Raw genomic sequence first — 22,464 nt, 5'->3', positions numbered from 1 at the left:
TATCCAAATGAAAAATCAATCAGAAGTTCCCGCTCCCAAATCCGAAATTAAAAGGCATATCTTTTTCGATCTTGATCATACCATCTGGGATTTTGATAAAAATGCGGAGGAGGCTTTGCATGAACTTTATCACCTTCACCAGCTGGAACGCATCGGCCTTACTTCTGCCGGTTTGTTTATTGAAACTTATACCCGTAATAACCATCAGCTATGGGCACAATACCATAACGGGCAAATCACTAAAGACGAACTGCGTGATGCACGGTTTAAACGCACGTTTACCGATCTTGGTTTGCACCCCGACCTGATGCCTGTTGATTTTGAGGATGCTTATGTACAGCTGTGCCCCACAAAAACAAACCTGTTTCCGCACGCTCATGAAACACTCGCTTACCTGCAATCAAAATACACGTTGCATCTCATCTCCAACGGATTTAAAGACTCCACCCGGATAAAAATTGCAGGCAGTAACCTGGCAGGCTATTTTAAAAACATCATCATCTCTGAGGATGTAGGCGTCAACAAACCCGATAAAGCTATATTTCAGCATGCGATAGACCTTGCCGGAGCCAACAAAAAAGAAAGCGTAATGATTGGCGATAGCCTGGAGGCCGATATTTACGGCGCTTTAGGGTTTGGCATGGACGCCATTTATTTTAACCCCTTTAATGCGCCAAAGCCGGAAGATGTACCCGTACAGATAGGGCATTTGAAAGAGTTGGTGGGGATGTTTTAGGGTCTTAAACGGCTGTATATTTTTAGCCCGCACCAAGTGTTAATTATAGTGCGATAATTAACCTATTTTTTTTATTATTGGTTTATGCGAAGAAAAGACGATATCCTTTGGAAAGCTATACTGGAAGACGTGTTTGATGATTTTCTTTGCTTTTTCCATCCTGACGCAGCAACAATTTTTGACTTTGATAAAGGCTTTGAATTCCTTGATAAGGAATTAGAGCAAGTTTTCCCTCCCGAGGACGATCAGTATGCGCCAAAGGTAATTGATAAACTAGTGAAAGTATTTACACGTAGCGGAAAGGAGGAATAGATCCTGGTGCATGTTGAAGTACAGGGTCAATATCATAGGGACTTTGGCAGTCGTATGTTCACCTATTTTTATCGAATATTAGATAAATATAAAAGGCCCATTGTGGCGTATGCTATATTTACCGAAGCCAGTACAAAAGCGAGGCCCGATCATTTTTATATAGATTTTATGGGTACACGTTTGCATTATACTTTTAACGCTTATAAAATAGCAGAACAAAGTGATGAAATGCTTCTTGCCAGTAATAATCCTTTTGCACTGGTAGTGCTTACAGCAAAGACCGCACTTGCTGGCAAAGAGATTAAAAACAGCCTTGGGCGTGATGAACTTTTGCTGACATTAAAGGTTAATTTGGCAAGGTTATTATTTTCCAAACAGATAGCGAAAGAAAAGATACGGGGATTAATGAATTTTTTGAAGTATTACGTTCGCTTTGAAAATCAAGAGATAAATGTTAAATTTGAACAAGAGGTTAGGTATTTAACAGAAAGGAGCAGCACAATGGGTATAGAAGAATTTTTATTAGACAGGGCAAAAAAAGAAGGCGAAAAAAAAAGTAAGTATGCCATTGCCCGCGAAATGAAAAAAGAAGGATTGCCGATTGAACAGATAGCTAAATTCACCAAACTTTCTGCTGAAGAAATAGCGAAACTTTAAGCTTTGATAATAAGCACATTTTAGCGACAAATTATTTTGCCCACCTTGTGGTGTACGCAGGACAATAATAAACCTAATCAGCGGCTTTAAAAGCAAGCATCATAGCAAAGCAGTTTACCCCTAACAGTAAGCCCACTTACCTTCCGGCTACTTCATCTTCCAATTCCTGGTACCAATCAGCCCCATATTTGCGGATCAGGGGACCTTTTAAAAATTCGTGAACACGTACTTTTAGTTCGTCGCCAAATGTACACGCGGGGCTGCAAATGCTCCAGCGGTCGTAATTTAACACATCAAACTCCGGGTAGGCAGTAATGCGGATGGGGTATAAGTGACAGGAGATGGGTTTTTGCCAGGAAACGGCACCTTCTTCATAAGCTTTTTCGATACCGCATTTAGTAATCCCGTTTTCCCAAATCACGTAAGCACATTCTTTGTTGGTATCCACACATGGGGTAGTATAATCGCCTTCAAAATCCTTAACATAAGTGCCCACCTTTTCAATGGTTTTGATGCCCTTGGCTGTAAGATATGGCTTTACCTTTGGATATATTTCTTTTAAGATATCAAGTTCGTCGGCATTTAATGGTGCGCCCGAATCGCCTTCCAGGCAGCAGGCTCCTTTACATTTGTTTAAATTGCAAACAAAGTTTTCTTTTACTACATCCTCGTGCACCAACACGTTACCTACCTCAATCATATTTTAATTTACTTCATTATCGGGTTTAATGGATACTTTAATCCGCTTGCGGCCTGCAGCTCCATTGTTATACTGCCTAAAATAACTTCAACATGCGCCTTTACAGGTATCCTGTTGCCATCATTAGTAATCCAAAGGTACAACTTACTATCCTTACGAAAAATACGGCCAGGGATAATTGTAGGGTTAAATTTTAAACAGTTAAAAGTGCCCATATCACATTTAATAGTTTCTGTACCAACGTAGGTGATATTCATTTTATGAAAGCCATCCTCCAAAAAATATTGCAGATCAAATGTATCGCCGGTTTTAAGCCGGGATACATCAATTGTGCGGGCAAAATAATATGCCGATACAAAATCAAATGAATCGCCTTTGTATGAAAATTCGCCTTTATTGGCGGTTACTTTATTGTCTTTTTGATCAAAGGTAGCTTTGTCGGTATGCTTCCATTTGCCTTCGTGCCTGTCTTCGCTGTAAAAGTAAGGCAACAACGTATTTTGATCTACATACGAATCGTAGCGATTGCGCACCTTGTAAAATATATCAAAGGTTCCGGCTGTTTTTCCTTCGGCAATTAAATGAAATGCGTTACCCGGTAATTTTTTATCGCTGGCTTCAATCCTGATATTGGCTTCGGCGGCGGTAAAAAAACCATATTGCATTTTATAACTCAGCTTTTCGCCCACTTTAAATACCGGCTCACTTACTTTTGCAAGTTCCTGTGCAAAGCCCGAAGCGTAAAACAGTACAAAGAACAAGGAGCACGAGAAGATTTTTTTCATTAATGTTTGCTTTTAACTGAAGCCAATTTGTGTTTATAACCAGCACATGAATAGGACAACCGATACTATAAATGGTTTAAACCCATTTTTATTGCATGAGCCGGAAACTATTGGTCATGGGGGCAATTAAAAGCAAATAGTTAATATTAATCCTTACGCTTATAAATTGGCACGGTTGAGCATGGCTCGCCAAACATAATGCTTTTTACTATCGGGGTTAATTTTTTGGTAAGCTCCACATAAGCCGAAACCGGCACCGCTATATCTCCGCATCCTTTTAACACAATACGTTGGCCCGCGTATTGTTCCAAATTGGCTTTCGCTATCTCTTTTTCAAACAAAACAGTTTCCAATACATCCGCGTTGCCAAAAACAACTTCGCGGGCGTAAGGCGCCATACGGTTTGCCAGTAACATGTAGGCCCAGGTTGGCACAATAGCATCAGCGCTACAGGTAATGCCTACGTTTTTGTCCTGGTATTGCGTAAAGTCGTGTTCCTTTATAAAATCACGTAAATCTTTTTCACGCAGCATCAGGCCATGGAACAGGTTATCTTTAATGTCGTAAATAACGCGTTCGCCTGCCGGGTAAAACGATGCGGGATCTAAGGTAACCAAGCCGCTTTGGGCTACTTTGTTTACTATATTTTCCTGTATATCCATAAGTTTAAATTCTAAATCCTATTTGCACTAAATTCTAAATCCTAATTTTTAAACTCTAAAATGTAAATTGAGTTTGATTTTGCCTTGTAAATCTCCATTCCTACAGATGACATATCCCATTTTCCTGTCATCCTGAGGAACGAAGGATTTATCCAATTTCCCTGTCATCCTGAGGAACGAAGGATCTATCAGCTGTTCATGACTGATAGGAAAGTTCGCGAATAGATCCTTCGTACCGCCCCATGACATGTTTTCTTTTCGAGGTGCGCGGGCATGTCACCCTGAGCCTGTCGAAGGGTCGCGCGGAGAGGCCTTTGCCCACTATGGTTCGACAAACTCACCATGACAGCCTTTTTACGATGTCATTCCCCCTTCAGAATTTCGCGAAATTTTACTACTCAGCATGACAGTTTTTTATTTTTAACAACTTTAAAACCCACCGGCAAAAAAAATCCGGGAGACAGGTTTAACGCTGCTCCCGGATGTAAAATTACTTTAATTTATATTATAACAGTTTAGCCCTGTTATCTTTTACATTGGCATTATCTTTCAACGCATCTAATACCTGTCCGTCGGCACGTTGTACTAAGTTCTGCGCTATTTGTTGTTTTTGCCTTAAGTTGTTGGTAAGCGGTGCAGGATTGGTAAAGCCATCAACAATATAAACAAATACGCCTTGTTGGCCGTTAACCGGTTTTGAAAGCTTATTAGGCTGAGAACCGAAAATAGAACCCACAACTTTGTATTCGGCACCTGCCTGGCCCGGTATAATCGGGTTAGCAAAAACAATATTTTGTACCGGAACTGCTTTGGTACCCACTTTTTGAGCTACCTGATCAATTGATGATGATCCGTTGAGCGCAGAAGCAAATTTTTCATTCAGTTGTTTTGCTTTTACTTCGTTACGCACGGCAGGTTCAATTTGCTTTTTAACAACGTCAAGCGGTAAAATGCCCTTAGGTTTAATTTGAGTTAAACGAGGGATGATGTATTGATCGCCAACTGTAAATACTTTATCGGCAAGGTCGCCTTTATCGGCCTTAAACGCCCATCTAACAACTTCGCGGGCATTATCTAAGCCTGGCAGGCCTGAGGCGGTGCCGGCAACATCATCAGCAGTAAGTTTTTTAACACCTTCTTTTTTAGCTTCGGCATCAAAATTATCTTTTGTTAAAGCAGCTAAAAATCCCTGGGCTTTACTGTAAGCTACGGTTTGTGTTTTACTGCTGGCAACAATCGGTTTATCAACAACAGCAACTTTAATTACTTTTACCGACCCTTTTTGATCCTCAACCTGGATAAGGTGAACACCAAATTGAGAGGTAACCACAATCAAGCTTCCTTTACTTGCTTTAAATGCCGCGTTTGCATATTCAGAAGTTATCTGGCCCTGGCCACCGGCCATTAAACCATTTACATCAAATGACGGTATTTCTCCACCTTTAACAGCGCTGCCTTTATCTGTTGAAAAATTGGCAACAAAATCTGTAAACGGCCGGCCGCCTTCAATTAATTTTTTAAGTGAATCTGCTTTAGCCCTTGCTTTTTCGATGCCACCTTCAATTTGAGGGTTAATCAAAATATGTCTTGTCCGCACAGAGTCGAAAGTAGTTTTAACATCGCTCAGTTTGGCAATTTTATAGCTTCCGTTTGATACGTAAGGGCCATAAACAAAACCTTTGGCAGCGTTAAACATCAAAGTATCTAATTTAGGCTCAAACGTGCCCTTCTTCTGGAATACAAGCGGAGTTTTTGTTTCAGAGTTAATCTGTACAAAAAGCGAATCGTTGGTGCTTACTTTAATGCTATCAACCAGTTTATTTACTTCGGCTTTAATAGCCGCGCTATCCTCTTTAGAAGGGGCACCATTAAAAGCTACATAATCAAATGACCTGGTTTCCTGCTGATTTTTAAACTCAGCTTTGTGGGCATCATAGTAGGCGCTGTAATCGGCATCGGTTAAAGTAACCTTTGCATCGGGGATAGACGCGTAATCAAGTGTAGCGTATTTAAAGCTAACCAATTTATTTTTTGCCTGGTAATCATCATTAGCTTCCAATGAATTTACGTACAAGCCATTGGTAACAATAGCCATGTATTTGGTTTTTTGTTTGGCCTCAAATACCTGTGTCAAAAAATCGCTCCACTGGCGTTTGGCAGCGGTATCGGCTTTTGATGACGATATAAAGCTTAAATACTGGTTTAGCTTGTTTTTATCAAACTGGCCGGTTTGCTGATCGGCAAACTGGGGTACGCGGGTTATCTGCTGGTCGGGGTTGTTACCTTTAACCATAGCAATCGATTCGTCCTCGCCCACAGTTAAGCCCAATTTATCAATCTCTTTGTTCAGCAGCAATTCGCTTATAACCTGGTTCCAGGTTGTTTCCTGAACATAGTTTAATATCTGGGGCGAAAGACTTTGCCCTGATTGCCTGAACTGGCTTGTGTTTTGGTCGAGTTTTTTATTAAACTCATCTAATTGAACCTTTTCGCCGTTTACTTCGGCAAGTTCGTTGCGGTCGTCTTTAAAAAAAGACCCACCTGATCTTACTACCTCGCTCACGATGAATGCAAAAAGTGCAACCCCAATAAAGATTGCCAGGATTTTTCCCATCCGTTCGCGCAAGAAACCCATTATACCCATATACTTCTGTAATTATTATATTCTTTTAAAAGAGGGCGCAAGATACAATTTTTAGTAAAATTCTATAACACAAAATTTTCCTTAAAAAAACAACATTATTGTGTCACTTTTTCGTCAACGTGAAATATGCCGGTACTGCTTTTTAGAGTTGGGTGCAGGAAAGCGTCGTCGCTTTCAAAACTATCACCGTTCATCACGTTGCCACCGTTCATGGTTACCTGTACAGGTTTGTGCGAATAAACTTTTTTTGTGGTCTGGTCCCAGTAAAGTTCGTCAGATTTATAGGTTTCGCCTTTGGCATTGGTTGCCACTACGTTTTTGTGAAACTCAATAAGCTTTTTAGTATCGCGGGAAATACCCGTATCCGCAACAATATTGCCCGATTCCTGCTGGGTTTGTTTATCGTAAAGTATAACTTTTACGCCTTTAGGCATCACCTTATAGGGGTCTTTTGTTTGGTACTGCAACATAAGCGGTGCCAACAGGTGCAATTTAACCCTTGCCGAATCGCTCATAATCAAATCAACCCCGGTTGTTGGTTCAACTACTATCCCTACTTCGTTAGATGCAATCTCTTTAACCTTATTCAGGTCGTTTTCGCATGAGGCTATCAACAAGCCAAACAAAGGCAATAACAGCAGGCTCGCGCCCTTCATATATTTTGCCCCGCTGTACATGCTGTTATTAATCAAATTTGTATTTGGTAAACCACCTGTCGTTAAGCGTAAAGCCTAAGTGCAGGTTAACGTAGTTTTCTTTAACCAGGCCGTTTGCCAGCGTTCCTCTTTTACCAACCTCGGCCGAGAAGTTGATCTTGTAAAAACTACCGTTATTAGGGCGTAAAGGCAAGCCAAAGCCGGCAGTAACAGCTACCCTTTTTATACGGGTATTATTAACAACCATATAAGTTTCATCGTAAATACCACCTATGCGGTAATCAACAGTGGCCAGGTAGTTGCGTATGGTAGCTATGTTTGGCGTAATTTGCGCTCCTACATTAATGGTGCGGCTATTTACCAAACCCTGGTTTTGACCATCAATAGTGTAGTTTGACCATTGCCCCATCGAGTAGTCGGCTCCAATTAAAAATTTACCATCATTTTGGAACGATACCCCAAACCTGTTTATTTGTGGCAGTTTCAGTTTTACTGATGACCCTTGTTTATTTATCACACTATCAACTGCAATGTTGGGGTTACCGTTGGCATCGTTGGTATAGTGGCTTACAATGAAGCTTGATTGTGAGTTGAGTTTTGATCCCGCTGATGCCGAGTAACCCAGGATAACATGTTTGGTTTCGGATAGATCAATAGAATATTGTAAACCGTAATCATAATTTAAACCGCCAATAGCATTGGTTTGCTCAATTTTTGTATTTAAAAAGCCTGCAAGTCCGGGCGTTTCGGTGGTTGTATTATCTTTTAAATTACCGAATATATAGGAAACATTACCACCTATTAACAAATGTTTGGCAATTGTAAAGCCATAACCTATATACGCTTTTGATAAGCCGCCATCGCCATTATAAGTATAGTTAGTAGTATTGGTATCGGCCGGCGACGAAGTACCCAGGCTGCTAACCGATTTTTTATAGTTATATCCACGTTCGCTGTAAGGCAACAAACCAAAACTTAATGCCGAATGCTTGCTTACGGGAATACCAAAAGCGATGTGGCTTAACCTGAAGTTTTTATTGCTTTGGCTGGTTTGCCCGGTTTGGCTCAGGGTTGAAAAGTTGCTGTAGATACCTATATCGATAGTAGTTAAATTGATAGCCGCGTATGATGCCGGGTTAAGGAAGTTGATGTTATTAAACAAACTGATCCTGTTGGTAGCAACGCCGATGCCGCCTGTACCAAGGCTTTGGGCTGTTGATTGTGGGCTGATATCGCCCAAACCGAACCTTGAATATGGAGAACTGGTGGTAGACTGCGCGTTTGCTGCAAATACAATTACTGCAGAAAATAGAAGTGTTAAAAGAAACCTGGTATATTTAATCATTATGCTTTTGTATAGCTGCGTTTAATCCTTTTAAAACCAAATAAGGTTCAATTTTTATACAGGGGGCAAAGATGCTGTTTTTTAACAGCGTATCAAAAAAAATACTGTCGCCCCCACTTAGCACAATATTTAGTTGGTTATCAATGGCTTTATAGCTTTCAATAAACCCGGTTAACTCATATTTTATACCGTTTTGCACACCCGAGCGTATAGCGGTTTCGGTATTGTTTCCGTAGCCTGGCGTAAAACCTGCATCGGCATTTATAAGTGGCAAACCGGCAGTATAATAATTTACTGCCTTATAACGCATATTTAAACCCGGTGATATGCTGCCTCCAAAATAATTTCGGTTGGCGTCAACATAGTCGTACGTTATGCAGGTGCCGCCTGCTATTACCAGCGTATTTTGCCCTGGGTATATATGGCTTGCCCCTATTACGGCAGCCATTCTATCAGTACCAAGTGTTTCGGGGGTTAGGTAGTGGTTTTGTATTCCACTGGTCATGGTGTTATTAAATGTAACCAGCGGTATTTTTGATGTTAAGCTTGTTTGCCAGGGCTCCACATTTTTTTTTACCGACGATACTATTCCCTTGTCAACTTTATACTCACTGATCAGTTCATCCGGCCTGGTTATGGGTACATCTTCAAATTGTTCAACCGTAAGTAACTCATCAAGCTCAAATACAGCAATCTTTGTAAATGTGTTACCTATATCGATAACCAGGCTGGTCATCAGGCCCTAACTACTGATAATATTGATTCGAAAATAGCCAGTCCGTCTTCGTTAGCCAACAACGCGTCAGCAGCCCGTTCAGGGTGAGGCATTAAACCAAATACGTTGCGGGCAGCATTGGTGATACCGGCAATATTTTCCAATGATCCGTTAGGGTTGGCGTCAGCCGTAATATTACCGGCTTCATCGCAATAACGGAACATTACCTGGTCGTTATCATTTAAGCGTTTTATCACGTCGGCACTGGCAAAAAAGTTACCCTCGCCGTGGGCAATAGGAATTTTGTATGCCTGGTTCTGCTCTAAACCAACAGTAAGCAACGATTGGGTTGTTTGCGGTTTAAGATAAATGTTGCGGCAAATGAATTTACGATTTTCGTTATGCAGCAAAGCGCCATCCAGCAAACCGGCTTCGGCTAATATCTGGAAACCGTTACAAATACCCATTACGTAACCGCCTTTTGCAGCAAACTGGATAACTTCCTGCATAATTGGCGAAAAACGGGAGATAGCACCTGAACGAAGATAATCGCCAAAGGAGAAACCGCCGGGTAAAACAACAAAGTCTACACCTTGTAAATCATGGTCTTTATGCCATAACCTCACAACCTGCTGACCCATTATTTTTTCCAATACATATATGATGTCTTCATCACAGTTAGAGCCGGGGAATATAACTACGCCAAATTTCATCTGATTTGTTTTTTGTGTAAGTTTTTATGGTACTACAATCGCCTGGTTGTTTGTTTAAACAGCAGCCAATAATAGTTTCACGCTACAAAACTAATATAACCGCTGAAATTTGGACGAATGTAAAAGTTAAAATTTGTTAAACTGAAAGTAGATAATGCTGATTAACAGCAATAAAAACAGGCTTTCGTAGAACCATTTTTTAGTTGCATACAAAAAATAATAGGCAAAAAACACCGCGGCGGGCACTATGCACAACAAAAAATGGTTAAGGTGAAAGGAGGCGTTCACGTAAAATGAAAAGCCGGCAATCAAAAAAATAAAAAATAAAAGCTGGAAAGATTTACGGGTTTGCACGTAACTTTTAAAGAAATTTTGCTGCAATTTAAAAATGCAAAGCACCAATATCAATAAAACAGGTATCAGCAGCAGGTAATTATAGGAGTTGATGCTGATATGATCAGGAAACTTTTTACCCAGTGGCAGCCAGATATTGTAAAAAACGGCAATTTTATCATTTAGATAGTAAAACACCGCCAAAAAGAAAAAGATGGTGGCATACCCCAAAATGCCCGATACCCATTCGCGCCAGTTGAATGGCTTAAATAATATAAGCGATATCCAAATGATCAAAAACAGGTAAATAAACGGGAAGTAAATAAGCGAGCCAAGAGCCACTATCATGCCTGCATCATAGGATATTGATTTGGCATTATCGCCTTTGTACAGGCTAAATAGCTTAAACAGCATCCATATCAGCAAAAAGTTACAAATGAGCGGCGCACTCAATATCAAAAAAGGCGAAAACAACCCCGATAGCGTTACATACATCAAAGCAGGCAAAAAAGAGGGCTTGCTTAATAAATTATAGTGATTTATTAAATAGTTAAGCAGCAATGCTTGTATCAGTATCAATACTGCTGCAATAAAAATATTCAGCCCGGGCGACAGCGCGTATTCGTAAGCAACCGGCACCAGCAGGCGTGCAAACGGCTCAACAAACACAAACTCCAGTTTACCGGGCACCTGTATCATATAGCCCAGCCGGGTAATGAACAATACAACCACCAGCCACAATACATTCAAAGGATTAAAAGACCGGAAAACCTGGATCATAGCGGGCGATATTTTGCGGCGGTAAAATTAGCACAAAAAGCCAAAAGAGTGGTAATAGATTTAAGGTGATCTGTTTACTGTGCTCCTTCAGATTCGTGCAATTGCTTATTTATAGCCTGTAATTTTGCTATGGTGGCATTCATGTCGGCCTGCTGCCTTTTAAACTCACGGGGTGTTATATAAAAGTAGGCAAAGGCTAACCAACCCAATGAACAAACACAGGATACTATCGCCCCAAAAAAACTCATTTTTCTTTCAAACTCTATCATATATAAAAACAAGCCCAGTCCCAAAAACAGGAAGTATAATTTTAATACCCTGGTTTGAATGAACTGCTGCTTTTTTTGTATCGACGTTAATTCGGCCAGGTAAGTAAAGGTATCCGTTTCGGGGTGGCTTTTAAACAGGCCCATATACAGGCCATTGCTGACAATCATAAAAGCAACTATGGCAAATACAATAAGCACAACACCAATGGTAGTAGTAAGTACACGGGTATCTAAATTGACCCCAACGTATATTATCAAAACTACAGTTGCAAACAATACCAGGTTGGTCCATATCAGTTTATTCCTTGTTTTATTTTTTATGCCCATGGCCTTTTTTATTACGGCTTTAATATCGGGTTTGTCGCCGGCGGGCTGTTGCTGCCAAAGCACTTTTAAATCAATATTGCTGCTCATATTTTTTAAATTTTTGAGATAGTTTTTCTTTAATCCTGTAAACCCTTACCCTAATGTTGGTTTCAGATAGGCCTGTAATACTGGCTATTTCGGCTTGCTTTACATCTTCCAGTTCCAACGAAATAATGATGCGGTCAATCTCGGGCAGTTGGGCTATACATCTATACAGCAGTTGCACTTGTCCTTCGGTATCGGGTGGCGGTTTATCTTCCAGTTCGGCCGGCATCTCGCCTGGTGGCATCCGGTTTTGTTTTTCCAACTGGCGCAGGCAATGGTTTGATGCGATACGGAAAATCCAGGTACCTATTGCTGATTCGTTCCTGAACTGACCCAGCTTTTGCCAAACGGTAATAAACGTATCCTGCGTAACATCGCGGGCACGGTCATGATCGTTCATATAGCCCATGCATACACGGAAGATTTTGCTGTAATATGTATCGTAAATTTCTTCGAACGACATGCCCTTGTTTTGTTTTCGGTTGTTAGATACGGGATTGTTTAAAATGCTACATTTATTTTCGATGGCAAATTTGCCGTATCTTGAACCGGCAATTGAAATATATAAATTATTTTTAGCCTGCTGTCCTATTCCATAAAACCCGATCGTCTTACAGCTTTAATCACCAAAATTTAAATCATCATGAACGAATTTTTATTGATCTTCAGACAAGTTGAAGAAAACGCAACAGAGTCACGCTCGCCCGAGCAAATGCAGGCAACCATGAAATTATGGATGGATTGGCTGGGCGGCATTGCCGCGCAAAACAAACTGGTTAGTAATGGCAACCGCCTGTATAACGGCACAGGATCGGTGGTAAGGCCCGATGGTATAGTTACCAACGGCCCTTATGTTGAAATAAAAGAATTGATAGGCGGCTACTCCATGATCAAGTGCGATACTTTGGAAGAGGCTACCGAAATTTCAAAAGGCTGCCCCATTTTGCTGGTTGGCGGCAACGTTGAGGTACGCCAGGTTGTGCCCATGAATATGTAATTTTATGCTGCCACCTCCCTGCATCCGGGAGGTGGCTTTATACCACCATGAACAAAACTGAACTGCTGCCGCATTTATTCCGTACCGAGTACCGCAAAATAGTATCGGTACTGTACAAGCACTTTGGTTTTGAGCATCCCGAAATTGCCGAAGATATTGCCAGCGAGACTTTTTTAAGTGCCGCCGAAACCTGGGGGCTTAGGGGCCTGCCCGAAAACCCGGTAGCCTGGCTTTACGCCGTAGCCCGCAACAGGGCCAAAGATTATTTAAAACGCAATAAAATCTTCGACCAAAAAGTCACCCCTATCCTGCAATCGGCACAGGCAGATTACGCTGAGTTTGAAATAGACCTATCGGATAAACACATTAATGACAGCCAGCTACAACTGATGTTTGCCATTTGCCAGCCGGTGTTGCCTGCCGAAGCACAGGTGAGCCTGGCATTAAGAATTCTTTGCGGGTTTGGGATTGATGAAATTGCCGATGCTTTTTTATCCAACAAAGCCACCATCAATAAACGCCTGTTCAGGGCAAAGGAAAAACTGCGGGAAGAAAAAGTGAAGATTGAATTCCCGGCAACCTCACAAATAAACGAAAGGCTGCAGGCTGTTTTAACCACCTTATATTTATTGTTCAACGAAGGTTATTACTCTACCAGCCAGGATACCACTTTACGCAAAGACCTTTGTTTAGAGGCGATGCGCCTCACCTACCTGCTCATCGAAAATGAACTAACCAACCTGCCCGAAACTTATGCCCTGATGGCGCTGATGTGCTTCCACTCCTCGCGTTTTGATGCGCGTACCGACGAGCATGGCGAAATGGTACGGTATGACGACCAGGATACCAGCCTTTGGGTTGATGAGCTGATACACAAAGGAAAATACTACCTGGAACTGGCATCTAAAGGTAACCAGGTAAACAAATACCACCTGGAAGCCGCCATTGCCTACTGGCATACCGTAAAAGAGGATACGATAGATAAATGGGAAAGCATTCTGCAATTATACAACCGCCTGCTGCAAATTGCCTATTCGCCGGCCGCCGCACTCAACCGCACCTATGCTTTGTACAAAGCCCGTGGTAAGCGGGATGCCATTGTTGAAGCCGAAAAACTAAAGCTGAACGACAACCACCTGTACCATGTATTATTGGGCCATTTGTATAAAGATGCAGATAACACGCTGGCCAAAGCCCATTTGCAAACCGCGCTAAACCTGGCCAAAACAGCAAGCGAGAAAAACCGGATCAAAAAGGATTTAGCGCAATTAAGGTGACCTGAGTTTCGTTAATTTTATGACGGATAATATGGCTAACCATCGTCAATTATTTTATTGGCCTGGTTTAATTTACCTCCCGGCCACAAGGACGAAACGGTGCGAAGCCGGCAGTTTTAAAAAGTAAGATACCCGGTTTTTCAGGCTGCTTTTTCTGAACTTTTGCGCAAAAAAATCCATTTTATTTTTGTGTCAATAAATGCACTATTTGTGTCAATAAATAGCGCATTTATTGCTAAAAAATATAAATTAAATGCCTTATTTTTACCTATTTATGCGTGAATAAAGGATGGTTTTGAAATATAAAAGGAAGCGTGTAAATTTGTACTGTTTACCCACAAATAAAAACGGTTTCTATGTTATTTTGCAAGCATCGCGTTTGTGGAATTCGCTTTAATTTTGTGAATTAGCGCTTATCAATTTTAACCTTCCACATTACACGCCATAGATCCAATTTTATACCTCTATTTAATAATACCCACATGGCCTACGACGAACAATTAACTAACCGCGTACGCGAAGCATTAAGCGAACAGCCCAAAATTGACGAGATTAAAATGTTCCAGGGATTGTGCTTTATGGTTGATGATAAAATGTGTGTTTGCGTACGCGACACCGGCCTGCTTTTCCGCATTGGTCAAAATCAGGCAGCTGTTGAATTGGAAAAAGGCGATTGCCGCCAGATGATAAACGGTGGCCGGGTAATGAAGGATTATGTTTGGGTTGATGGCGACGACATTGGCGCCAATAAAAAATTTGACTATTGGATAGGTTTGGCTTTGGAGTTTAATAAGGTAGCTAAGAAAAGTAAAAATAAAAGAAGCAAGGATAAGGGATAAATTTCGTGTGCTTGTATTTCCACAGCCATCTAATATTGATAAATTCGGCAACTCAAATACGTGATAGCGGTTTCTCAGAATAAAAACCATCTAAAAATCTATTTCAGCTCAAGATCTTATTATTACAATAGTTTCTTTAATCAAAATGAAATCACCTTACCTTATTATCCTTTTTTTCTTATTTGGCTGCCAACATAATAAACAATGGGTCTGTAAAGGCAACTGCGACAACGGCTTTGGCGATCAGCAATGGAAAGATGGAAGTTATGCAATTGGACATTGGATAAATAGCAAGCTATCTGGATCCGGAGAAAAGTTCTTTGGCACTTCGTCGGAGTTTGTCGGAGATAAATACATTGGAGAATTTAAAAACGACAACTTTGATGGACACGGGATGTATTTCGATAGTAGTGAAGACTCACGTCACACAGGGGAGTTCAAAAATGGGATTCCTAACGGACATGGTGTTACACAATTTGGACCCCGTGCTAAATATCCCAACAGCCATTATGAAGGACAATATAAAAACGGTATTTATGAAGGCTTTGGCAAGCTTTCCTTTGGAACAACCGGTGCGTATGCTGGCAATAAATACGTTGGATATTTTATAAATGGAAAATTTGGTGGGCAAGGCAAATATTCATGGCCAGGTATTGGATACTATGCGGGTGCTTTTAAAGATAACTATCGGGAAGGAAAGGGAACCTTTGTATTTGAAGATGGCACCGTATTCAACGGTGTATGGGTTGACGATTATAATGCCGAGTTTTCGAAACTTTTAAAACTGCATAAACCCCCAATTAAATCTCCCGATACGCCATCGGTTTACCCGAACAAAGCGTACGGCCATTAGAATAACGGTTTGTGGGGACACAAGCCGAGGGAAAAACATCGCCATTTATTATTCTTCCGTGCTACCCTGTATAGCCGATGGCATTTCGTACCTGTCCAGCGATTTTTGTAATAACATTTTCATCTGTTTAACCAAAATCCTGGGCCCCAATACTTTTATTTTTGGACCGAAGCCCAGCAGTTCGCGCTCCAGTTCAAAATTCATGATCACGCGGATGGTAAAAACTTTGCCGCCATTCTCTTCGCTTACTACTTTTTGGGTATGGTGCAGGGGTTTGGTAATCACGTAAGGCGCGTTGGCATCGTCAATCCAGAACACCACCTGCGTATCGCGCTGGCCCGGTGATTTGGTTACGCCGATAACATCATTATAATAAGTGCCAAAATCTATCGATTTATTTTCGCGGTACTCATCGGCATGCTCTTCTATGGATTGAATCCTGTCGAGCGCCAGGTTTAGCATTTGGGCGTTTCTTTTATGCGGCATCCCCAGTACGAACCAACGGTTGCGGTATTCTTTTAGTAAATACCCACTAAAACAAAAGGTGTTAGCCTCACGTGCTTTGAATGATTGGTAGGTAATGCACATGGTTTTTTTGGCTACGATGGCTTTGCGGATAACCTCGATATACTCCAATCCTTTCAGGTTATCGTTCTTCTCAAAATCGATAACGGGCGTGCTGTGTGTTTTTTGGGAATAGATTTTATCCTCCAGCTTGCTTACCATTTCGTTCAGGTCGGTAAAGTGGTTAAAGCCTTTAAATTGTTTTAGCAGGCTTGATACCTCGCTCAAAACTTTTAAATCCTGCTGGTTGATGGGGCTGTTGGTAATACTGTAATTTTTATCGGCATAGGTGTAATATTTTTTATCAACCACAATAATTGGTGCCTCGTAGCCCAGCTTATTACTGCGCATCATCTCGATATCGGCCTGTACCGAGCGTCGGCTCACGCCTTTATCAATACCTTCAAATTCATATAAGGCATCTGAACACGCATCAATCAAATCGTCAAGCGTCCATTTTTTATAGCGGTTTTGCAGGCAATTGTCAATAGTACGATAGCGGATAAGGGCATTGCGGTTTACAGGCATATTTGTTGATTTCGGAATTCGGATGTTCGATTTCGGATTTATTTTGGATGAATTTATAAAATATTTTTTACTGCGCAAAAAGGCTGCGCAGTGGCTATTTTATTTTGTATCATCAACAAGATAATAATGGTCATGGAAAAAGAAAAGATCAGCAACAACGAGCTAAAAAATCTCGGTATTAATGACGTGGATATATTGGTAAGCTTTGGCCGCGTGGCATCGGGCTTATTGAAAAATGAGGTGATGAGCAAAGCGGATATACTGGCCAACCTGGAAGCTTTAATTAACGACCCGGCACCCTACCTGTTTAACAACGATGGCAAGTTTAAAAACCTTGCCGAAAATGTTATCGCTTTGCGTAAAGAGGGGAAATTTTTAAAACAGGAAAGTAACACATTTAAACTAAAAGAAGAAGCTGCCGATTTCCCAGTTTGGGGATTGGAACATATAGAGTCAGGCGCATTGGCACAAATGCGTACCGCCGTAAAACTGCCCATTGCAGTTGCAGGAGCTTTAATGCCCGATGCGCACCAGGGGTATGGCCTGCCTATTGGCGGTGTATTGGCCACCAGGGCCAACACCATAATACCCTTTGCGGTGGGCGTGGATATTGCCTGCCGGATGTGCCTGAGCATTTTTGATTTGCCTGCCCAAATGATAGATACCGAAACGGATAAACTGAAAACCATGCTGGGCGACCATACCTACTTTGGTATTGGCTGTACCACGAGGTTGCATTTCGATAGCTCGTTGTTTGACAGCAATACCTGGAAGGAAACCAAGGTGATCCGTTCATTAAAAGATAAGGCTTACGCGCAGTTGGGTACCAGCGGAACAGGTAACCATTTTGTGGAGTGGGGCGAGCTAAGCATTGCCGATGGCACTTTGGAAGGCATACCTGCCGGTAATTACCTGGCTTTGTTGTCGCACTCCGGTTCGCGGGGCTTTGGGGGTAGCGTGGCCAATCATTACTCTAAAATAGCCATGGACAAAACCAGGCTGCCTGCCGAGGCCAAACACCTGGCCTGGCTGGATTTGGATAAGGATGAGGGCCAGGAATACTGGATTGCCATGAACCTTGCCGGCGAGTATGCCAGCGCCAACCACCACGAGATCCATAACAAAATAGCCGGCGCGCTTAACCGGCAACCTGTTATGATGATTGAAAACCACCATAATTTTGCCTGGAAAGAACAACTGGCCGATGGTACCGACGTAATGGTGCACCGTAAAGGGGCAACGCCGGCAGGCAAAGGCGTGTTGGGTATCATCCCCGGATCTATGAGTACGCCTGGTTTTGTGGTTCGTGGTAAAGGCGATGCGGCCAGCATCAACTCGGCATCGCACGGCGCAGGCCGGTTAATGAGCCGGAGCGCCGCTTTTAAAACATTGGATAAAGCAGCCATTGCCGCCAATCTGATTGATAAACGCATCACGCTGATGGGTAGCGATATGGACGAAGCCCCAATGGCCTACAAAGATATACACACCGTAATGGCTGCCCAAAGCGACCTGGTTGAAGTGCTGGCCAAATTTGAACCGAGGATTGTAAGAATGGCAGATGCAAGGGAGAAGCCGGAAGATTGAAGCATATTTATACGATTATTGACAAAATTAATACCTAAACCTGCGTTGGTTCGTTTCACGGGCCAGCGCTAATTTTATTTAAGGTGAAAACTATCCCATCGACTGTCGAAATATTGCGTTGGATTGTTTTTTCCCTCAGTCAAGCCATATTATTTAATACTATTTTTTTTCTTCCTAACCCTATTGTAAATGAGCTATTTTCTGCTTAACTTCATACTACCAATTTCAAATAAACCAAATATACAGGAGAAGTCGTCATGAAGAAAAATGTCACCGTAGTTAATCAGCCCGAGAAGGCGGAGGCTACAAAATCTGAATCAGTACCCTGCCAAAGTTTTAACCCCAAAATGTATCGCGATCATACGCGTTGCGACCATTTGCATGGGCGGGTTAATAAGTTTCCGTTCGGCAGCAGCCACGGACCGTTATCGTTTTAGAGAGAACTTTATAACGACCTCTTTGCGCAGGCAGGCCATCCCTTGGCCTGTGTGTTTAAGGGTGCACACTTGCGTGCTTAAAAGTATGCGCCCTTAAATTTTTAGTCTTAAGTCTAAAGCCTTAAGTTCTAAGTCAAAAAAGAATTAATTAGCTTTTGATTATACACCTTAATACTATTAAGCGGGCTGCCTTTCATCGAAACCTTCAAATTCTACATCAACAAGAATAAATTGACTTTGGACTTAGAACTTAAGGCTTAAGACTTAGCCCTAATTCCCCCCAACCGGATCGGGCTTAGCCGGACTGGCCGGATCATAAACCGCCACCCCTACCCTCGAATCGGCGCAGCCGTAGTACAGGTACCATTTCTTTTTAAAGTAAACCATCCCCTCAATAAAAACTGTTCCGTTAACATATTGCCCGCTTTTTTCAAAAGGTTCCATCGGCCTTAAAAAAGGCAGGTCGAGCCGGGTGATATTCTTAGCCGGATCTTTACCATCAAACAAGGCCTGCCCCGCGCAGTACGAATTGGGGTTAAACCTGGTATCCCTGCCTTCGGCAGGTTTGTTTTTGCCGTTATAAAATAAGATGATTCCCTTACCGGTCATCAACGCGGGCGGGCCGCACTCGGTAAGGTCGCTGTCAAAATAGCCTGGGCGTGGCGATATCAGTTGTTTCAATGCCATGTTTTTATCTACCACCGGCGCCCAGTCAACCAAATTGGTTGATGTTGCTGCATACACATGCTGCTCACCCCAGTATAGCCAGTATTTGCCATTTATTTTAACGATCACCTGTTTGCCATTCACCACCTTGGTCAGTATCGATGCTGATTTACTGGCGATGTTAAAAAATTGGCCATGGTAAGCTGTTTCAAAAATAGGCCCGTGCTTTTTCCAGTGGATAAGGTCGGTTGAGGTAGCTACACCCAGGCGGGGCAGTTTACGGTTCCATTCGGTATAAAACACAACGTAGGTACCGCCAGGGGTAACGGCCACTCGCGGGTCTTCACAGCCACCGGGCCATTCATAGGGTTTGGCAGCGTCGTTGGCCGGATAAAGCACGGGGGCTTTTCGCCTTGTAAAATGCAAGCCGTCGCTACTTTCGGCATATCCCAGCCGCGATGTGCGGAAACCAATGCCAATACCAAACTTATCTTCGGCCCGGTATAAAACCACCACCTTGCCATTTTTAACCGCCGCGCCCGGGTTAAAAGTATCGTTAGCCTCCCAGGCCACCGGCTTTTTACTCATCGGGTCAATAAATGTCAGGTTGGTATCGGGCGATATAATAGGGTTCAACTTTGCCGGGCGCGCAAAACCGCCAAAAGCCCAGTCGGGCAGCACATTGGTTACGGCCTGCCCAAAACATGCCTGGCTTAACAGCAGCAACACGAAAGCCCTGGCTATTTTAAAAATTGGTTTCATAAACGGATTATATTGGTTTACAATAGTACGTGGTATTGCGGGGAATAAAAATTAAATGTTTGAGGGGGGGATATAGCGATTGGGTTTGAAACTTTGAGTGTTTGAACGTTTTTTAATTCCCTCCCCACGGGAGGGGTGCGGTTGGAAATGAGCGCAAAGGCAGGGAGGGGTTTATATGAGCGACGAGTTATAAAGCGGCTTGAACGCCTGATTTAACCCCTACCTTCCCTTCCCCGAGGAAGGAATCGCACAGGCCACACGATGAGCGACGAGTTATAAAGCGGCTTGAACGCCTGATTTAACCCCTACCTTCCCTTCCCCGAGGAAGGAATCGCACAGGCCACACCTCTTTTTTCTTTTAAATACCCAAGGTTTCAAACCAGCACTGTGCCTGTGTTACCCCAAATAAAACTCACTATTTCAAAATCCTCCCCCACTACGCAAAAAGGCTGCGCATTCTGCTCCTTACTTTGTATCCTATTACAAAACATCAATAAATAATTATACATTAAGCACAGCTATCAATTTATGTTACTCACTATATCCACCACCCATTTTCCGGCCGATGATCTGAGCTTTTTGCTGCACAAGCATCCGGCGAAGATCCAGTCTGTCGATATTTCTTCGGGCAAGGCCCATATATTTTATCCGGAGGTAAGCGCGCAAAAATGTACTGCCGCTTTGCTGCTTGATATAGACCCTGTAGGCCTGGTACGCAGCGCAGGCCCGAAAGGGAACGATTTTGCACTGGAGCAATACGTGAACGACAGGCCCTATGTAGCCAGTTCGTTCATGAGCGCAGCCATTGCCAAGGCTTATTCATCGGCCCTTAACGGCCGTTGTAAAGACAAGCCCGAACTGGTTGATATAGCCATGCCCTTTACCGTAAAGCTGGCCGTATTGCCTGTTAAAGGAGGCGAAATACTATTGAAAGCGCTTTTTGAACCTTTGGGATATACCATTAATGCGATACAGCATCCACTGGATGCAACTTACCCTGACTGGGGCAACAGCCGTTATTTTATCGTAGAGTTATGCAACCAGGTAACCCTGCAGCAATTGCTATCGCACCTTTATGTGTTAATCCCCGTTTGTGATAACGATAAACATTATTGGGTAAACCAGGAAGAGGTAGAAAAATTACTGGCTAAGGGCAAGGGCTGGCTGGAAACACATCCCGCAAGGGAACTCATCGTTCGCCGGTACATGAAAGGCCAGCATTCACTGGCAAACCAAACACTGGATGTTTTACTGAGTAAAGACCAGGCTGACCCCTATGCTGCTGAAATGGAAACTCCCCGAATAAATGATGCGGAAGAGCCGCAGTTACGCATTCACGACCTGCGTTTACAGGCGGCCAAAGATGAATTACTATCTGCCGGCGCCAAACGCGTAGTTGATTTGGGTTGTGGCGAGGGCCGCCTGATCAAACTGTTATTAGCCGAAAAGCAATTTGAGTTTGTTTTAGGGATGGATGTAAGCTACCGCTCGCTGGAAATTGCCAAAGATAGGCTGAAGCTGGACCGGATGACCGAAAGGCAGTTGCAGCGGGTACAACTCATGCAGGGCTCATTAACCTACCGAGATAAACGCCTGCAAGGCTTTGACGGCGCTGCCCTGGTAGAAGTAATTGAACACCTGGACGAACAACGTTTAACCGCGCTGGAAAGATCGGTGTTTGAATATGCCAAACCGGAAGTGGTAGTAATAACCACGCCCAACGCCGAATACAATGTTCGCTTTGCCGATCATGAAGCAGGTAAAATGCGCCATAACGATCATCGCTTTGAATGGACAAGGCCCGAATTTGAAGCATGGGCAAACCGGGTGGCCACACAGTTTGGCTACACCGTATCATTTAAACCCATTGGCGAGGTTGACCCCGAGGTAGGTGCATTGAGCCAGATGGCGGTATTTAAGCAAGGAGAAAGTGGGTTGTAAACTCGAATTTGGCGAAATACTGAACGGGGAATGACGTATATCGCACGGCGGCGACGACTCACCCCGACGAGGCTCCGCCCGTCATCCCTCTCTCCGACTGCGTTGCATAGAGGGGGCTAAAAAAAGAAAAGAAAAAAATGGAGTTTACCCTCTTTGCGGCGCAGCCGGAGAGAAGGTCGGCCAGCGCAGCGTAGCCGGGGTGAGTCGTGGCCAGCGTTCAAATCAAATGGCTATTTAAACCAAAACACCTCATGGATAACCTGTTTAAGAATCGCGGCAGAGGAATTAAAACAAA

Annotated in this window: 22 protein-coding genes; 9 read left to right on the top strand and 13 right to left on the bottom strand. The window is 42.8% G+C overall.

What is annotated here, in order from left to right; genetic code table 11:
- Positions 1–7: 7 nt before the first annotated feature.
- The 3 genes from AC1RM2_RS20500 to AC1RM2_RS20490 all read left to right on the top strand — a co-directional run bounded on the left by AC1RM2_RS20500 (position 8) and on the right by AC1RM2_RS20490 (position 1,705).
- The gene (locus AC1RM2_RS20500; protein ID WP_492987019.1) at positions 8–736 is read left to right on the top strand and encodes a YjjG family noncanonical pyrimidine nucleotidase; all 729 of its coding nucleotides are present in this window, start codon (positions 8–10) and stop codon (positions 734–736) included.
- An 84-nt stretch (positions 737–820) separates the two neighbouring features.
- A complete protein-coding gene (locus AC1RM2_RS20495) occupies positions 821–1,048 on the top strand; it encodes a hypothetical protein (RefSeq protein WP_492987018.1) in 228 nt (75 codons plus the stop codon).
- Between the two features lie 168 nt (positions 1,049–1,216).
- Positions 1,217–1,705: an RpnC/YadD family protein gene (locus AC1RM2_RS20490; protein ID WP_492987017.1), complete on the top strand. Its 489-nt coding sequence runs from the start codon at positions 1,217–1,219 to the stop codon at positions 1,703–1,705.
- Between the two features lie 136 nt (positions 1,706–1,841).
- Here the strand turns inward: AC1RM2_RS20490 and AC1RM2_RS20485 are convergent, their stop codons facing one another.
- The 11 genes from AC1RM2_RS20485 to AC1RM2_RS20435 all read right to left on the bottom strand — a co-directional run bounded on the left by AC1RM2_RS20485 (position 1,842) and on the right by AC1RM2_RS20435 (position 12,181).
- On the bottom strand, positions 1,842–2,405 hold the full coding sequence (locus AC1RM2_RS20485) for a DUF3109 family protein (RefSeq protein ID WP_492987016.1): 564 nt from the start codon (positions 2,403–2,405) through the stop codon (positions 1,842–1,844).
- An 8-nt stretch (positions 2,406–2,413) separates the two neighbouring features.
- Positions 2,414–3,190, bottom strand: a complete 777-nt coding sequence (locus tag AC1RM2_RS20480) for a DUF3108 domain-containing protein (protein ID WP_492987015.1) — start codon at positions 3,188–3,190, stop codon at positions 2,414–2,416.
- A 146-nt stretch (positions 3,191–3,336) separates the two neighbouring features.
- Positions 3,337–3,852 (bottom strand): DUF2480 family protein, encoded by a 516-nt coding sequence (locus AC1RM2_RS20475; protein ID WP_492987014.1) that lies wholly within the window; start codon positions 3,850–3,852, stop codon positions 3,337–3,339.
- 505 nt (positions 3,853–4,357) lie between these two features.
- A complete protein-coding gene (locus AC1RM2_RS20470) occupies positions 4,358–6,487 on the bottom strand; it encodes a peptidylprolyl isomerase (protein ID WP_492987013.1) in 2,130 nt (709 codons plus the stop codon).
- 104 nt (positions 6,488–6,591) lie between these two features.
- Positions 6,592–7,188, bottom strand: a complete 597-nt coding sequence (lptC, locus tag AC1RM2_RS20465; RefSeq protein ID WP_492987012.1) for an LPS export ABC transporter periplasmic protein LptC — start codon at positions 7,186–7,188, stop codon at positions 6,592–6,594.
- Positions 7,181–8,497, bottom strand: coding sequence for a BamG family beta-barrel-assembly machinery protein (gene bamG, locus AC1RM2_RS20460; RefSeq protein ID WP_492987011.1), 1,317 nt, complete (start codon positions 8,495–8,497; stop codon positions 7,181–7,183). Before bamG ends, lptC begins: the two co-directional genes overlap by 8 nt.
- A complete protein-coding gene (locus tag AC1RM2_RS20455) occupies positions 8,490–9,233 on the bottom strand; it encodes a type III pantothenate kinase (RefSeq protein WP_492987010.1) in 744 nt (247 codons plus the stop codon). Before AC1RM2_RS20455 ends, bamG begins: the two co-directional genes overlap by 8 nt.
- On the bottom strand, positions 9,233–9,925 hold the full coding sequence (gene purQ, locus AC1RM2_RS20450) for a phosphoribosylformylglycinamidine synthase subunit PurQ (RefSeq protein WP_274211534.1): 693 nt from the start codon (positions 9,923–9,925) through the stop codon (positions 9,233–9,235). Before purQ ends, AC1RM2_RS20455 begins: the two co-directional genes overlap by 1 nt.
- A 126-nt stretch (positions 9,926–10,051) precedes the next feature.
- Positions 10,052–11,038: a DUF6427 family protein gene (locus tag AC1RM2_RS20445; RefSeq protein ID WP_492987009.1), complete on the bottom strand. Its 987-nt coding sequence runs from the start codon at positions 11,036–11,038 to the stop codon at positions 10,052–10,054.
- Positions 11,039–11,112: 74 nt separating this feature from the next.
- Positions 11,113–11,721, bottom strand: a complete 609-nt coding sequence (locus AC1RM2_RS20440; protein ID WP_492987008.1) for a hypothetical protein — start codon at positions 11,719–11,721, stop codon at positions 11,113–11,115.
- Positions 11,705–12,181, bottom strand: a complete 477-nt coding sequence (locus tag AC1RM2_RS20435) for an RNA polymerase sigma factor (protein ID WP_492987007.1) — start codon at positions 12,179–12,181, stop codon at positions 11,705–11,707. The genes AC1RM2_RS20440 and AC1RM2_RS20435 overlap by 17 nt, the downstream gene beginning before the upstream one ends.
- A 180-nt stretch (positions 12,182–12,361) precedes the next feature.
- Here AC1RM2_RS20435 and AC1RM2_RS20430 point away from each other — a divergent pair, with 180 nt between their 5' ends.
- From AC1RM2_RS20430 to AC1RM2_RS20415, 4 genes are all read left to right on the top strand, one after another.
- Positions 12,362–12,715, top strand: a complete 354-nt coding sequence (locus tag AC1RM2_RS20430) for a YciI family protein (RefSeq protein WP_492987006.1) — start codon at positions 12,362–12,364, stop codon at positions 12,713–12,715.
- Positions 12,716–12,762: 47 nt separating this feature from the next.
- The gene (locus AC1RM2_RS20425) at positions 12,763–13,992 is read left to right on the top strand and encodes an RNA polymerase sigma factor (protein ID WP_492987005.1); all 1,230 of its coding nucleotides are present in this window, start codon (positions 12,763–12,765) and stop codon (positions 13,990–13,992) included.
- 482 nt (positions 13,993–14,474) lie between these two features.
- Positions 14,475–14,831, top strand: a complete 357-nt coding sequence (locus AC1RM2_RS20420; protein WP_492987004.1) for a TfoX/Sxy family protein — start codon at positions 14,475–14,477, stop codon at positions 14,829–14,831.
- A gap of 145 nt (positions 14,832–14,976) precedes the next feature.
- Positions 14,977–15,684 carry an MORN repeat-containing protein gene (locus AC1RM2_RS20415; RefSeq protein WP_492987003.1) on the top strand — a complete coding sequence of 236 codons (708 nt, stop codon included), beginning with the start codon at positions 14,977–14,979 and terminating at the stop codon, positions 15,682–15,684.
- A gap of 48 nt (positions 15,685–15,732) precedes the next feature.
- On the opposite strand, the gene AC1RM2_RS20410 is transcribed toward AC1RM2_RS20415, so the two are convergent.
- Positions 15,733–16,776, bottom strand: a complete 1,044-nt coding sequence (locus tag AC1RM2_RS20410; protein ID WP_492987001.1) for a helix-turn-helix transcriptional regulator — start codon at positions 16,774–16,776, stop codon at positions 15,733–15,735.
- A 132-nt stretch (positions 16,777–16,908) separates the two neighbouring features.
- Here AC1RM2_RS20410 and AC1RM2_RS20405 point away from each other — a divergent pair, with 132 nt between their 5' ends.
- Entirely contained in the window at positions 16,909–18,363 is a 1,455-nt protein-coding gene (locus tag AC1RM2_RS20405; protein ID WP_492987000.1) for an RtcB family protein, read from the top strand.
- Between the two features lie 707 nt (positions 18,364–19,070).
- On the opposite strand, the gene AC1RM2_RS20400 is transcribed toward AC1RM2_RS20405, so the two are convergent.
- Positions 19,071–20,228 (bottom strand): beta-1,2-mannosidase, encoded by a 1,158-nt coding sequence (locus AC1RM2_RS20400; RefSeq protein WP_492986999.1) that lies wholly within the window; start codon positions 20,226–20,228, stop codon positions 19,071–19,073.
- A 528-nt stretch (positions 20,229–20,756) separates the two neighbouring features.
- On the opposite strand from AC1RM2_RS20400, the gene AC1RM2_RS20395 reads away from it, so the two are divergent.
- Positions 20,757–22,169: a 3' terminal RNA ribose 2'-O-methyltransferase Hen1 gene (locus AC1RM2_RS20395; RefSeq protein ID WP_492986998.1), complete on the top strand. Its 1,413-nt coding sequence runs from the start codon at positions 20,757–20,759 to the stop codon at positions 22,167–22,169.
- The last annotated feature ends 295 nt before the right edge of the window (positions 22,170–22,464 follow it).

The sequence above is a fragment of the Mucilaginibacter sp. GW822-FHT03E02 genome (genome assembly GCF_058801545.1).
This window is presented reverse-complemented; position numbering and strand designations above follow the sequence as displayed.